At 42.3% G+C, this 14,426-nt stretch carries 8 protein-coding genes; 7 read left to right on the top strand and 1 reads right to left on the bottom strand.

The genetic code is table 11. The features are described 5' to 3' along the window. Nucleotides 1-14: 14 nt before the first annotated feature. Nucleotides 15-896, top strand: a complete 882-nt coding sequence (locus ABQ275_RS26020) for a metallophosphoesterase (protein WP_349316077.1) — start codon at nt 15-17, stop codon at nt 894-896. A gap of 155 nt (nt 897-1,051) precedes the next feature. Here the strand turns inward: ABQ275_RS26020 and ABQ275_RS26025 are convergent, their stop codons facing one another. Further along, entirely contained in the window at nt 1,052-1,927 is an 876-nt protein-coding gene (locus ABQ275_RS26025; protein ID WP_349316078.1) for an AraC family transcriptional regulator, read from the bottom strand. Nucleotides 1,928-2,422: 495 nt separating this feature from the next. Here ABQ275_RS26025 and ABQ275_RS26030 point away from each other — a divergent pair, with 495 nt between their 5' ends. The 6 genes from ABQ275_RS26030 to ABQ275_RS26055 all read left to right on the top strand — a co-directional run bounded on the left by ABQ275_RS26030 (nt 2,423) and on the right by ABQ275_RS26055 (nt 14,353). Continuing rightward, nucleotides 2,423-5,860, top strand: a complete 3,438-nt coding sequence (locus ABQ275_RS26030; RefSeq protein ID WP_349316079.1) for a hypothetical protein — start codon at nt 2,423-2,425, stop codon at nt 5,858-5,860. A 24-nt stretch (nt 5,861-5,884) separates the two neighbouring features. Beyond that, entirely contained in the window at nt 5,885-6,637 is a 753-nt protein-coding gene (locus ABQ275_RS26035) for an SDR family oxidoreductase (protein WP_349316080.1), read from the top strand. A 75-nt stretch (nt 6,638-6,712) separates the two neighbouring features. Beyond that, nucleotides 6,713-7,888, top strand: coding sequence for a mandelate racemase/muconate lactonizing enzyme family protein (locus ABQ275_RS26040; RefSeq protein ID WP_349316081.1), 1,176 nt, complete (start codon nt 6,713-6,715; stop codon nt 7,886-7,888). A gap of 89 nt (nt 7,889-7,977) precedes the next feature. Continuing rightward, the gene (locus ABQ275_RS26045) at nt 7,978-9,213 is read left to right on the top strand and encodes an MFS transporter (protein WP_349316082.1); all 1,236 of its coding nucleotides are present in this window, start codon (nt 7,978-7,980) and stop codon (nt 9,211-9,213) included. 317 nt (nt 9,214-9,530) lie between these two features. Next, complete coding sequence (locus tag ABQ275_RS26050) at nt 9,531-12,587, top strand: SusC/RagA family TonB-linked outer membrane protein (RefSeq protein WP_349316083.1); 3,057 nt, start codon at nt 9,531-9,533, stop codon at nt 12,585-12,587. Between the two features lie 53 nt (nt 12,588-12,640). Continuing rightward, entirely contained in the window at nt 12,641-14,353 is a 1,713-nt protein-coding gene (locus tag ABQ275_RS26055; RefSeq protein ID WP_349316084.1) for a RagB/SusD family nutrient uptake outer membrane protein, read from the top strand. The last annotated feature ends 73 nt before the right edge of the window (nt 14,354-14,426 follow it).

Genomic DNA, 14,426 nt, shown 5'->3' on the forward strand with positions numbered 1-14,426 from the left:
ATAATATGAAAAATATGATGATTAAATTCAGGACTACCAGGCTTATGCATGCTTTCCGATTTCTGTTGACCGGTATTTTATTTGTCTCCATCCTGTCGGGATGTGCATCACAAAAAAATGCAGGTAGTACAAAGCCATTCTTTTTTATCCAGCTCTCTGATCCGCAATTGGGATTTTATCCTGATAGTATTCAGAAAGAAATTGCATTGTATGAAAGAGGGGTGGCTGAAGTCAACAGGCTGAAACCTGATTTTGTGGTGATTACGGGTGATCTCGTAAACAAGCCAAGAGATCAGCATCAGCTGGCGGAATTCAAGCGGATCACTGCTATGATCAACGCTAAAATACCGGTTTATTATACCCCGGGAAACCACGATGTTGGCAATACACCGGCAAAGGCAGATGTTGATTTTTATAATGCCATCTATGGATATGATAAATTTTCTTTTAATCATAAGAACAGCAGGTTTATCGGCATTAACTCCAACCTGATCAAAGCAAATACACCGGTTCTGGAACAGGAACAGTATATCTGGCTGGAAAAGGAACTGGCGGCGAATAAGCAGGCAGACCATATCATTATTTTCTGCCATCATTCCTTCTTCATCAGTAAGCCTGATGAGCCGGTAGAATATTTTAATATCGATATGGCAACCCGCAACAAATACCTGGAGCTGTTTAAAAAATATGGCGTTACCGCTGTTTTTGCCGGACATTATCACCGGAATGGCTATGGTAAATATGGTGATATGGAAATGGTAACCACCAGCGCCATAGGAGAGCCACTGGGAAAAGATCCATCAGGATTCCGGATCATAACGGTAGGAAAAGATAAAATTGCACATCAGTATTACAGCCTTGATTCCATTCCCCAAAGAGTTGATGTAGGCCGTTAGAGAAGAGCTTACAGCGCATGGTGGTATGAGTATACGAAACTATTTTTACTTACTGTGTTTATATAATGGAATACTTAGCTGTAAGGGATTACAAAAAGGGATAGACGAAAGTCTGTCCCTTTTTTGTTAAACAACATTTATGTCTGATAACTTCCTCACTCAGCTCCTTTCAGAAATCTTTTCCTGTATTCTTTTGGTACAACGCCGATGTTTTTCTTAAAGTGCCTGTAAAAATTTGATTCATTGTCGAAACCACACATGTTGCAGATTTCAGAAATAGTGTGATTATTCTCCATTAACAGCCGGCATGCATTTCCAATGCGGATTTCGGTCACATATTCTGTAAATGTTTTGCGGGTATGGTGTTTGAAATACCGGGAGAACGCTGTGATACTCATGTTTAATGATGACGCAATATCATCTATATAGATTTTGTTTTTATAATTTTTGATGATAAACTGAAAGGCGAAATTTATTTTGTCGGCATCTTTAATATTATTGTTGTTATTAAATCCAACAGATAACAACTGCCTGGTTTCTTTACTTTCAGAAATGCAGATCAGGATTTCAAATAACTTTAATAATCTTTTCGGTGGATTTGCATCTTTCATTTCATAGAGTATGTTCACAACATTCTTTTTAGTCTTCCCCTGAATTTCGAGTGCTAAAGAGGACTTACTAAGCAAATTCAATACGGACCGCATTTCCGGCACATGAAAGAAGTCGGGCCCCATAAAACCATCCGTAAAGTGAATAAATATAGACTTCGATATTAAGAATGGGTTCTCTTTATAAAACTCTTCATCATTTCTAAATAAGTGAGGAATATTAGATCCGATTAAGGTGAGATCTCCATCTTTAAATTGACTGACATTATCTCCGATGAAGCGGGTTCCTTCGCTTCGGTCAATTAAAACAAGTTCGTATTCCTTATGAAAATGCCAGGGCTTATCAAAATAGTTACATTCTAAAGTCTGGTAGATGAAAGACATATCGGCAGACAGGGGTAGCTTATGTAATTGAGGAAGCATAAGTGACGGGTACTGAAATTAATTAAAAGGATAAATGATAACAAAGTATAGATAATTATGCCTGTAATCAAATATCCTAGCTTAAAATATCTCTGAAGATGCGCTATATTTTCTGTATTTTAATATGATGTTTTTGTAAAATAGCCATAGTAAAGCGTTTGGGGTTACGGGTTTCAAGTGCTGGTAACTATTTTTAATAATAACAGAGAGATGAACGATAATGTCAAGAAAGTATAGTATTTGAGCTGAAAATCATATAAACGGTACACTTATTTCCCTTTATTTTGTTATTTATCATGTGGCAATTTCAGTTGTGTATTTATTGATCCGTTTAATTGTAACACTGTGGCATTACGTTATATTCCGCGATACATTATTTTAATCTGATAGCTTGTTTTTTATTTTGAATAGCATTCCCTATGACAACTGACCAAAATCGGGTACGCATTTATAAAATATTTTCAGAAAGATAAGGTTATTTAAACACCAGATATTATGAATGATACAATACGGCATAAGAAAATTAAGCTGGGGCTATTAATGCTTTGCGTGCTTGCTTCTGTTTCCATTACAGCTCAGACAAAAAAGCAGGAAACCCAGCGTACGCATGGGGAATCCGCAAATCTGAATGTTACCGCTTTTGGAACTGTAAAGACCTGGGGCACATCTGCTGACCTGTTGGAGGGCCCTTTGGGCAAGGCTATCAGTTATAGTGAATTTAACGGCCATGCAGGCGCTGACTCATCCAATATTGGTGTTTTCTGGTGGAATGCACAGGATATACAAAGGGTGGAAGTTGTATTTAACGGAAAGATAGATGAAAGTGCGGCCAGGTTAGCAACTCTTCAATACTGGCATCATACATGGCCGGAAACACCTCCGGTAATGCCGGTAAAAGAAGACGATGATGATGACCCGTGGCAGGGAACATGGCTAACTGCTGCGGTAAATGTTAGTGTAAAAGGGAATGTGGCAATCTACACATTCAAACCGATGTATGTAAAAGAGAATGAATATGCAGCGCGCTTGCCTGAAGCGGTTACTTATCGCAGGGCACTTAAAGTACGCTTATTATTTTCTCAGAAACCACAGCAAATCCAGGCAGTCAATGTATTTTCCATGGCCAAGGAAAAAAGAGACTCCATCCGCATACAGTTTCTTGCAGGAGAAAATGACCAGCAGAAATTCAAAGGCAGCGTAGAGATCTTCAACGGCCGTTTAGAAAATATATCCGGGTGGAACTGGGGAAGTGGTGATAAGAAAACCGGAAAAGATGCATGGGAAATAAATCTGAACAAGAAAGAAAAGGGTATTATTCTGTATGCCTATTCTACAGAAGAAACACTTCCCGGATCAAATGAGGAAACCGTGGTGACATTAAAGTCGTCCAGGGGTACTTTTTCCTTTTCTCCCAATGACCTGAAGAAAGGCCCCATTTATGTGCCGGCCTTTAATACCTATATCACGAAATCAAGCGACCGTGTTTCCTTTGCAGCCAGAACGCCTGTTGAGGGTAAAACTATCCGGGAAAGAATAGCAGCAGAACCTGAACAGACTTATGACCGCGCCAGGAAGGAAATCCCGCATTTAGATCCTGTAAAGGATCAGTATGGGGGTAGAATTTATCTTCCGTTGGCCGCCGATGCAAGCTGGCAGAAATTTGCTGTTCAGTGGGGCGGGAATATCTTCATGCATAAAGGAGTGACTAAATTGAAGGGTAAGGAACTATTGCGTTGTAACTGGAATGGTGATGGTCTTTATTGGGCTTTTGGAACCGGCAAGAATCCTGTTTATGACCGGACACAGGAAAATTGTCAGATGTCTGTCCTGAATGATTATTTGCCTGTTGTAAATGCCAGGTGGAGACAGGATGGCCTGGTGTATGAACAGGAAACGTTTACCACGCTTTTGCGCGGTCCCTTATCACCAACCGATCCTACCCGGGATGAGCAAACACCGGCTATTTTAATGCTCAAATTAACCATCTCTAATCCTTCTTTGCAGGCAGAAAAAGCGGATATCAGGTTGTCAGGAAATGATGCGCTGAATAAGCTGACGGCAAATAATAACCTGGTATTTGACCAGGTTGGAGACAAAGCCTTTATCCGTTGTTATATAAAACCAGGATCAAAGGACGATCGCATTGAGATACAACAAGACAGCAAAGGCGCTTACAGGACCATAAATCAGCAGATACAGATTGCAGCCAATTCATCAAAAACTATCTACGTTTATTTTCCTTTTGTTGGCGATCTTACAGCAGCTACAGGACCTGAAATAGCTGCACTCAGTTATGAAAAGGAAAGGGAACGTATCGTCGCTTACTGGAGAGATCTGGTGGCGCAACAGGTTGTTTTTAACGTTCCAGAACGGAAATTTAATGAAATGGCCAAGGCAGTGATCCCTCATATCAGGATAAGTGCTACCAAGGACCCTAAAGTGGGCCTTTATATGGTACCGGCTGCAGCGATGTCATATGGGGTTTATGCTAATGAAACTGTTTTTCAAACAGTACTGTTAGACCGGTTGGGAGATTTTACCACGGCGGCTGATTATTTGAATACTTTCCTGGAACTGCAAGGCAGCCGTAAACTACCTGGTACTTTTTCGGGCGATCAAAAAGAGGTTTTTTATGGTGTTAAAATAGATAGCCTTTATGATCTGACCTTTAACGGGTACAATATGCATCATGGCACCACTTTGTGGGGACTGGCGCATCACTACCTGTATTCGAAAGACCGGGAGTGGTTATTGAAAGCAGCTCCGCATATGGTGAAGGCTGCGAACTGGATCATTGAGCAACGTAATCATACCAAGAAAATATCCCCAAATGGTGATACCGTACTTCATTACGGGTTATTGCCGGCAGGGTTGCTGGAAGACCCGTGGGATTGGCGTTTCTGGTACGCTACAGATGCATACGCTTATCTGGGCATGCAAACAATGGCCAGGGCTTTTAAGGAGGCTGGTTTGCCACAAGCAGATTATTATCAGCAGGAAGCGGTTGCCTATCAGAAGGACATTAGAAATAGTATTGAAAAGGCCAGCGCATTGAGCCCGGTAGTTCGTTTAAGAAATAATACCTATGTGCCGTACGTACCCATACGTCCTCACCAGCGGTTCAGGTATTTTGGTTCAAAGAAATCGGCGTATTATGATCGCTATAATAAAGGGATATATCCCAATCTGCGGCTATCGGCCACACGGGAAGCATTATACGGCCCTATCGTTTTAATTAAAACCGGGCTTGTGGATCCCAAGGAACAAATGGCCGACTGGATACTCAATGACTGGGAAGATAACTTAACCCTTTCTACTTCGCTCAACCTGAATACGCACGGATGGGTAGATGATGAATATTGGTTTAGCCGCGGTGGAATGGCTTTTCAGGCTAATCTGCAAAACCCGGTAAGCGTTTACCTGGATCGACAGGAATCCAAACCGGCTATACGTAATTTGTATAACAGCTTTGTTTCCTGCTTATATCCGGATGTGAATATGCAAAGTGAAGAGTACAGAATGTGGGGACATGGCAGCGGACCTTTTTATAAAATACCTGATGAGGCCCGTGTTATCAGTCAGATTTGTGATCTGCTGGTAATGGATAAGGACGGGGAACTCTGGCTCGGGAATGGCATACCAGAACGTTGGCTGGAAGCAGGACAACGGGTAGAACTTTTTAATGCAAATACAGAATTCGGAAAAGTAAGTTATTCATTGCATGCTGGAAAAGTACCGGGAACTATGGAAGCTGACATCGAGTTGCCAGAAAAGAAATCTTCCAAGGTTTTACTTTTTGTTCGCGCTCCTTTCGATAAGCCGATGAAGTCCGTTAAAATAAACGGGAGCGACTGGAAGGAATGGGATGCTGAAAAAGCCACTATTCTTATTCCACAGCAATCCAAAAAGGTGCATGTGACGGTAACATATTAATACAGGAAAATAATGGATAACATCATGAATAGAAAAAGAGCTTTAATCACAGGCGCTGCATCCGGTATCGGAAAGGCCGCGGCGCTGAGGTTTGCCAGCGAAGGATATGATGTTTGTATAAATGATATTCAGAAAGAAAAGTTGTCTTTATTGTTGCATGAACTTCCGCCAGGGAATCATCTATCGCTTTGCGGAAGCTATGCGGAGCAGGAAACAGTGAAAGAAGGAGAAAGAATAATAAGGGAGAACTGGGGTAGCCTGGATGTGCTGATCAATTGTGCGGGGCTGTTTGAAAAAACAAATCCCATAACCATGGAGATTGGCCAGTGGAGAAATATTTTTGACTGCATGATCAATGGATGTCTGTTGATAACGCAATTGGCTGAAAAATTCATGACCAATGGCGGGAGAATCGTACACGTTTCTTCTATACACGGCACAAGAGCTGAAAGACAGGCCAGCAGTTATTCAATGGCTAAAGCGGCTATCAATCAGTATTGCCGGTCTATGGCGCTGGAACTGGCAGATAAAAATATCCTGGTGAATGCGATAGCCCCTGGCTTTGTCAATACGGGCATGTCTGTAGTGGATGGTCAGAATGAATTGGATAGTCAGTGGTTTAAAGATAACTATGTACAAGGTGATCATTTACCATTGAGAAGGGCCGCCAACCCTGATGAGATAGCAGGGGTTGCATTTTTTCTAGCAGGAAAGGATGCTTCTTATATTACCGGGCAGGTCATCACTGTTGATGGCGGTCTGACAATTACCTTTTAAAATAGCGCCTGGGTGATCCCGGGAAAAAGCAAATAAATCATTTTAAAATTCCAGACATTTTTAAAACTATTATGAATGAAAATTGATTCGGTTGATTTTTTCTATTTGAGTATGCCGGAGGTATTGGATATTGGAGATGGCAGTCAGGATGCTTTACTGGTAAGGATAAGGGCTGGTGCATTTGAAGGCTGGGGCGAGTGTGAAGCTTCACCGCTGACCAGCATAGCGAGTTATGTGTGTCCTATGTCGCATAGTGCGTGTAAGCCATTGAAACATGCTTTGGAAGGAATGAATATTGACAGTGTAGAAGATATTTATACGATCACTAATTCAGTACGTGAAAATTCATTGGATCTGTTGCAGGCCAGTCATACCCTCTCAGGTATTGATATCGCCTTATGGGATATTTTGGGTAAACAGTTAAGTACGCCTGTCTATCAATTGCTGGGTTATAAGAAAGCATATCCCAAATTGCCTTATGCTTCACAACTGTTTGGGGCAACCGCCGAAGAAACTTTTGAAAAGGCAAAGAAAACACAAGCAGCCGGTTACAAGGCTGTAAAGTTTGGATGGGGTCCGTTTGGTAAAGGCAGCCTGGAAACCGATGCGGCGCATCTGACGGCTGCCCGGGAAGGTATGGGCGAAAGTGCGCATTTAATGATTGATGCTGGTACCATATGGAACGATGATCTGTCAAAGGCGCAGGAGAGATTAAAAGCACTTAAACAAGTGAGGGCCTATTGGCTGGAAGAACCTTTCGCTAACGGAGAGCTGGATTTATACAGAGCACTGTCGGAATCCACACCGAAAATTCCGATGGCCGGTGGTGAAGGATGTAATAATTATGTGCAGGCGCAGAATATGATCCGTTATGGAGGACTGGGATATATTCAGATTGATGCGGGCAGGATTGGTGGAATTACCACGGCGAAACGGGTCGCAGATCTGGCGCAAAGCAATAATGTGGTATATGTAAACCATACCTTCACGTCGCACCTGGCATTGAGTGCTTCTTTGCAACCATATGCAGGTTTGGAAAAAGATAATATCAGTGAATATCCTGTCGAATTAAAATCATTAGCGCAGGAAATAAGCCAGGAAGTAATTACACCGGATAGTGATGGATACATACATGTTCCTGAAAAGCCAGGGTTAGGGATTACCGTGAATACCGAAGCATTAAAAAAATACCTGGTAGATGTTGAAATTAAAGTAAATAATAAACTGGTTTATAACACGCCTGCACTTTAATAATATTTATTTTATAGGTAGATGAATGAGCGGGTTATAAATAGGAACACTTCTCTGTAGGATTTTGATAGTAGTACTAATTAAAATGAATGGAAATAGAAAATTTGAAAAATAAGCCGATGAAGCATCAATGGAAATCGTTATTCCTGGTCGCTAGCGTATTTTTATTTGCCGGGTCCATCATTTGTATGAATGATATTTTACTGCCATCACTAAAGGATTTGTTTCATCTTACTTATGTGCAGGCTACTTCCATTCAACAGTCTTTTTACCTGGTCTACCTGATTTTTCCGATTCCTATTGCATTTTTTATTTCCAGGTACGGGTATAAAGTCGGGTTGATAACGGCAATGGCTATATGTAGTTTGGGGTGCAGTCTTTTTATACCGGCTTATCTTATTTCTTCTTATGCACTGGTGTTGATCGCTTTGTTTATGGTTTCCATTGGTGTAACGTTGATCAATGTGGCGGCCAATCCTTTGGCTGCCATGTTGGGAACACCGGAGGGTGCATTTGTGAGAATAAATTTTGTGCAGGTATTTTCCCGTATAGGATTTTCGCTCACGCCGATTTTGGGTACCAGGTTAATTTATGGCGAAGGTGGAGGTATTTCTTTTTACAGACCTTATATGACTCTGGGGATAGGTACCTTGCTGATCGCAGTAATTATCTTTTTCTCGTTGCTGCCTGCATTTAAACCTGCAATGACGCAGGGTTTTTCTTTGCTGAGAATTTTAAAAGAGGCGAAAAGATATCCTCAATTGGTGTGGGGAGCGGTTGTTATGTTTTTTTATATGGGTGCAGAAGCATGCACGGCAGGTTTTTTTATCAACTATTTAAAAGATAGCAATGTATCGGGCTTCACTGCAGGTAAGGCGGCGGAATTTCTTACCTATTATTATATTGTTGCCTCTGTGGTTGGCTTGTTGAGCATCTATCTTTTTAAATTCTTTTCACCCGGTAAGTTGTTGGCCATATTTGGCGCCGGAATGGTAACGCTGCTCCTATTGTGTGCGCTTACGCATTCTTCCTGGAATCCTTATTATATGGTTGGATTAGGGGTTTGCATATCATTGGTTTTTCCCACTATATTTAGTTTGGGTATCGAAGGAATCGGCGCGTTTACAGAAAAAGGATCTGCACTGCTTAATATTGCTATTGTGGGCGGGGCCGTTTTTCCTCCTATTCAGGGTGGGATTGCAGATGCCTTTGGCGTACAGATTTCTTACCTCGTTCCTTGTTTTTGTTTTCTGTTGATTATAATATATGGGTTATTTTGTCATCAAAGAAGTATTGCTTCCAGAAGAAGGGTACAGATGGCATAATAATTCTTTTAGTTGTTTGTAAGGTGTACCGGGAGCGTGTTTTACAGCCCCCGGTATCGTATAGGCTAAGACGCGGAATGGCGGGCTTATTTTTTTGCCAAGTTTACGGGTACGTACCCGGTGATACAGGATCAACCAAATGAAGCGGGCATTTTAATAGCGCGGATGCATGTTGAATTGATTTTTCTATTGAATGGATAACGATTGACGGCACTTTTAAGGAACCAAAATCATAGTACATCATACACAGGCGATGTACATATATAAGATCGCAGCGCATGGATGTATCGTAGTTTTTACACTTCTAAATTTCACTTATGGTAAGCATGTTTTTACAACGTAACAAGGGGCGAACACTATTATTGAGTTGCCTGCTTTTTCTTCTATCTGTCAACATTGCCGTTGCACAGTCCATATCGGGGACCGTGAGATCTTCGGCCGACAATCAGCCATTGCCGGGCGTTACGGTGATTATCAGCGGAACCCTGCGCAATGCGCAAACAGATGGTAAGGGTCATTTTCAGCTATCACCGGTATATTCCGCAGACTCGCTGGTGTTTACCTACATCGGGTATAGCAGAATGGCCGTAGTAGTGGGCGCGAAAAAAGAAATGAACATCACCATGGAACCTACAGCCTCCTCGCTGGACCAGGTAGTAGTGGTGGGCTATGGCACACAGAAAAAAAGCGACCTGACCGGCGCTGTTGTGCGTGTAATGATGGATGACAAATCACTACTGGCAAACACCAACGTTTTCCAGGCCTTATCAGGAAGTGCGGCCGGCGTAAATATTGAAGGGGCTGGCGGCGCCGGTGGTGAACCCGGCATTTCTATCAGGGGAAGAACATCGTTATCTGCCAGCGACCGGCCGTTAATTGTGCTTGATGGAATTATCTATAATGGAAGCATCTCAGACATTAATGTCAGCGATGTTGAATCAGTAGATATTCTGAAAGATGCAAGTGCTGCCGCTGTTTATGGATCGCGGTCTGCCAATGGCGTAATGTTGATCACCACAAAAAAAGGGAAAACAGATAAACCGGTGGTCTCCTTCAGCACGTACTACGGCTTCCAGGATATGACTAACAACCCGATGAAAGTAATGGATGCAGATCAGTATGCATTGCGATTAGTAGATTATTTCTATCAGCAGGAATTATATAATTGGTACAAAACCAATCCAACAAGCGATGCTGGTAAACCGGTGTATCCTAATGTAAATGATCGTTCCGTAGTGGCTGGTCGTTTGCGCACACAGGAAGAGCGGGACAACTATATGGCCGGAAATAAAATCGACTGGGTAAAAGAAGTACTCAGACCCGCGCCCATACAGAATTATAACCTGAGCTTGTCAGGAAAAAATGGAAGAACCAGCTACTATGTATCAGGATCTTATACCGACGAAGCGGGCATACAGAAGAATGATAATTACAAAAGATTGACGCTGCGCACCAACATTGAAAGTAAAGTAGCGGATTGGCTGACCCTGGGATTGATTTCCTCCTATTCCTACCGTGATCATTCGGGATTGCCGGCCAGCCTTGCAGATGCAAGAGCCGCCAGCCCACTGGCGGATAATAAAATAGGTTCAGCCAATTATGATATGTTCCTGACCGGTGAAGGGTATATGCCATACCCGCTTAATAATTTGTATGTTGATAATAAGAATATCTCTAACGATCTCTTTATGGTAGGGAGTGCCAAAATCTCCGTACCCTGGGTAGAAGGATTGACGTATGAATTAAATTATTCCAACACTTACGCCAATAGTAAAAACAACACCTTCTATCCTGTTACCACGCCACTTGGCTCCATAAATAAAGGACAGGCTATAAAAAATCCTGCTGAAGCCAGAAGCTGGATTGTAAACAATATCGTTTCTTATAGAAAAACGTTCAAAGATCATCAGGTCAATGCTACGCTGTTGTATAGTCGTGAGAACAGCCGCGGAGATACTTCAACGCTGAATGCACAGGGATTTGACAACCCATTCCTGGGCTATAATAATATGGCGCTTGGTTCCGTTGCTACCGTTGCTTCCTCAGCCGGTGAATCAAATGGTATTTCCTATATGGCGCGTGCCAGCTATTCATTTAAAAACCGCTATTTGTTAACTGCTACCATCAGAAGAGATGGATTCTCCGGATTCGGGGCGGCTAATAAGTTTGCTACATTCCCATCGCTTTCACTGGGCTGGGTAGCCTCGGAAGAATCTTTTCTTCATGATAAAGGCGTATACTTAAAACTGAGAGCTTCCTACGGCAAAAACGGAAACCAGGGAATTGGCAGTTATTCAAGTCTTTCCCGCATGGCAACCGATGCTTATGTTTTCGGTTCCACCTCTTCCGTTGCTATCTATCCAAGCACTTTGGGAAATGCTGATCTGGGTTGGGAAGAAACGGCCTCTTATAATTTTGGTGTTGACTTTGGTTTTCTGCAACAGCGGATTACAGGGTCAGTGGATGTATATAAAGCCAGAACCAACAACGTATTGGTTAGCAGAGGGCTTCCACCGGCAGCAGGGTATCCGAGCGTTTGGACTAACATTGGTGCAATCGATAATAAAGGAATTGAACTGACCTTATCTACGGTTAACGTGGAAGGTCCTTTCTCCTGGAGAAGTGATTTCATGTTTTCGCTGAACAGAGATAAAATATCAAAACTGTATGGCGGAGCAAATGATAAAGATTTAGGTAACTCATGGTTTGTAGGAGAACCTATCAGTGCTATATATGATTATAAAATGGCTGGCGGTGTATGGACAGAGAATGATCTTTATAGCGGTAATATCCTCAAAAAATGGTATCCTGGTCAGTTCAAATATGTTGATCAGAATAAAGATGGCGTTATTGATGCCAACAATGACCGGGATATTATCGGTTATAAAACGCCCAATTACCGGTTCAGCATAAAGAATACATTTTCATACAAGAATTTTACTTTTTCCTTCTTTCTTAATTCAGTCCAGGGTGGAAACGGTTATTATTTAGCGAACAATGCTTCCGCTATCAATGCTTCATCTGCTCCTGATGGATATGAATCAGCTTCTATTATAAGAACAAATGTTACTGCAGTCCGTCCTTACTGGACACCTGATAACGGCGTTACGAATGCCGCAGGTATTTATTATGCACCTGCAGTCTGGAGTGGGGTATATCAAAGCAGGAGTTTCATCCGGTTACAGGATGTTTCCCTCGGATATCAGTTTGGCAGTCAGTTGTTGAAGACGCTGAAAATACAGGCACTCCAGGTGTATATAGCAAGCAAGAATGCCTATACATGGACTAAATGGTCAGGTTGGGATCCGGAAACAGGTAGCGGTGATACACCACTTATGAGGAACATTACTGCAGGGGCAAGACTCACCTTCTAACCTGAGATTTTTAATTGAGGTTTCATTTATCGGAAAAGAAAAACTTTTATGCAATGAAAAGGTATCTATACTTATTAAACCGCACCTGCCTGTTACTGATTGTAGCACCGGCTTTGCTGCTTTCTTCCTGTAGCAAGCGTGTACTCGATGAAGTACCACTGGATTTTCTGGCACCTGAAAATGCCTATAATACACTGCCTGGAATCAAGCAGGGAATAGCAGGATTGTACACCTCCGTGCGCCAGAATTGGTACTATGGGGTTAATGATCATGCCACCCAATTATATGGCATGGGAACAGATTTAGCCTATTATGGCGAAGATCCGGGAAGTGCCCGTTTTTTAACCGACTATTCCACATTTATCAATCCCTCCAACAGCTATATTGCTGATTTCTGGAACGTAAACTTCCAGATGATCCAGCGCGTCAATTCTCTTATTAAAGGAATTAATGAAGCGGATGCCGGGATTTGGGCAGATGAAAGCCAAAAGAACGCCTATCTGGGAGAAGCCCGTTTTTTCAGAGCATTTGCTTATCGGTTGCTGGTGTCATATTACGGAGATGTACCGCTGGTAGATGATGTGATTACAACTGCTAAAACGGATTTCGTAAGAACCCCTAAAGCAGAGATTTATAAGTTTATGGAAGATGATCTTGCTTTTGCTGCCGGAAGTTTGCCTGTTCAGGGCAAGGAAGAGGCCACAGGCAGGATCACACAAGGCGCTGCCTGGAGCATACTCAGTGAAGTTTATCTATCTGATGGACAATACCAGTTGGCCGTGGATGCGGCTTCCAAAGTGATTGATGGCTATCACTACTCTTTAATGAAAAATCGTTTTGGAACAAAATTAGGCCATGATATATTTGGCTCCGGAGATCCCTATTACGATCTGTTTGGATATGGTAATCAGAATCTGACAGAAAATAATGAAGCGATATGGGTTATCCAGGTAGAGCCGCTGATTGTGGGAGGCTTGTACAACCAGGGTGAGAGGGTATTTGGTCCTGCCTATTTCAGAATGGGTAACACACCGGATGGTTTTCCTGCATTCAGGGGTGAGTTAGTGGACGGAAATTATACCGGTTATTCCGATACTTTGGGCCGTCCGGTTGGTTGGATGCGTCCCACTAACTATCTGGCTTACGATATCTGGAAAGGTGATTGGAATAAAGATATGAGGAATGCAGAACACAACATCAAGAGAAACTTTTATTTCGATAGCCCCGGCTCCATTTACGATAAGAAAAAGATTGACTTCAGTCTTTATCCTGCCGGCTCCAGGAATGCGCTTAATGACACCTGCCAGTATATCTATCCTTATTTTATAAAGGCCGCAGATCCGCTTCATCATCTTACCAATGCTATTGAATCAGGTGGAGGAGATAACCACAAGGACATTTATGCCATCCGTCTTTCTGAAACATTGCTCCTGAGAGCGGAAGCATATGTCCGGTTAGAAAACCCGGGAGCCGCCGCCGATGATATCAATGAGATAAGAAACAGGGCAAAAGCAACACCGGTTAAACCAGCAGAAGTAAACCTCGATTACATTTTAGATGAACGTGCAAGAGAACTTTATTGTGAAGAATGGAGACCACTTACTTTACGCCGGATGGGGAAATTAGTGGAAAGAGTGAAAAAATATAATAACAACCCCATGTTCCCGGGCGCTAATATCCAGGACTTTAATATCTTGTATCCTATTCCTCAAAATCAGATTGATTTGAATATTGGGGCGGTGATGGAACAAAATAATGGTTACTAAGGGTTGGCGGAAAGATAATCAGGACAGGTTTGAAACCACCGTTAAGTGCTGGTTTCAAACCTGTCTTACATGG

Source organism: Chitinophaga sp. MM2321 (assembly GCF_964033635.1).
In the GTDB taxonomy this organism is placed as follows: Bacteria; Bacteroidota; Bacteroidia; order Chitinophagales; family Chitinophagaceae; genus Chitinophaga.

What these genes read in the sequence shown, in the direction of transcription:
- ABQ275_RS26020 (WP_349316077.1), top strand. Translation starts at nt 15, where the DNA reads ATGATGATTAAATTCAGGACTACCAGGCTTATGCATGCTTTCCGATTT.
- ABQ275_RS26050 (WP_349316083.1), top strand. Translation starts at nt 9,531, where the DNA reads ATGGTAAGCATGTTTTTACAACGTAACAAGGGGCGAACACTATTATTG.
- ABQ275_RS26045 (WP_349316082.1), top strand. Translation starts at nt 7,978, where the DNA reads ATGGAAATAGAAAATTTGAAAAATAAGCCGATGAAGCATCAATGGAAA.
- ABQ275_RS26025 (WP_349316078.1), bottom strand. Translation starts at nt 1,927, where the DNA reads ATGCTTCCTCAATTACATAAGCTACCCCTGTCTGCCGATATGTCTTTC.
- ABQ275_RS26035 (WP_349316080.1), top strand. Translation starts at nt 5,885, where the DNA reads ATGAATAGAAAAAGAGCTTTAATCACAGGCGCTGCATCCGGTATCGGA.
- ABQ275_RS26040 (WP_349316081.1), top strand. Translation starts at nt 6,713, where the DNA reads ATGAAAATTGATTCGGTTGATTTTTTCTATTTGAGTATGCCGGAGGTA.
- ABQ275_RS26055 (WP_349316084.1), top strand. Translation starts at nt 12,641, where the DNA reads ATGAAAAGGTATCTATACTTATTAAACCGCACCTGCCTGTTACTGATT.
- ABQ275_RS26030 (WP_349316079.1), top strand. Translation starts at nt 2,423, where the DNA reads ATGAATGATACAATACGGCATAAGAAAATTAAGCTGGGGCTATTAATG.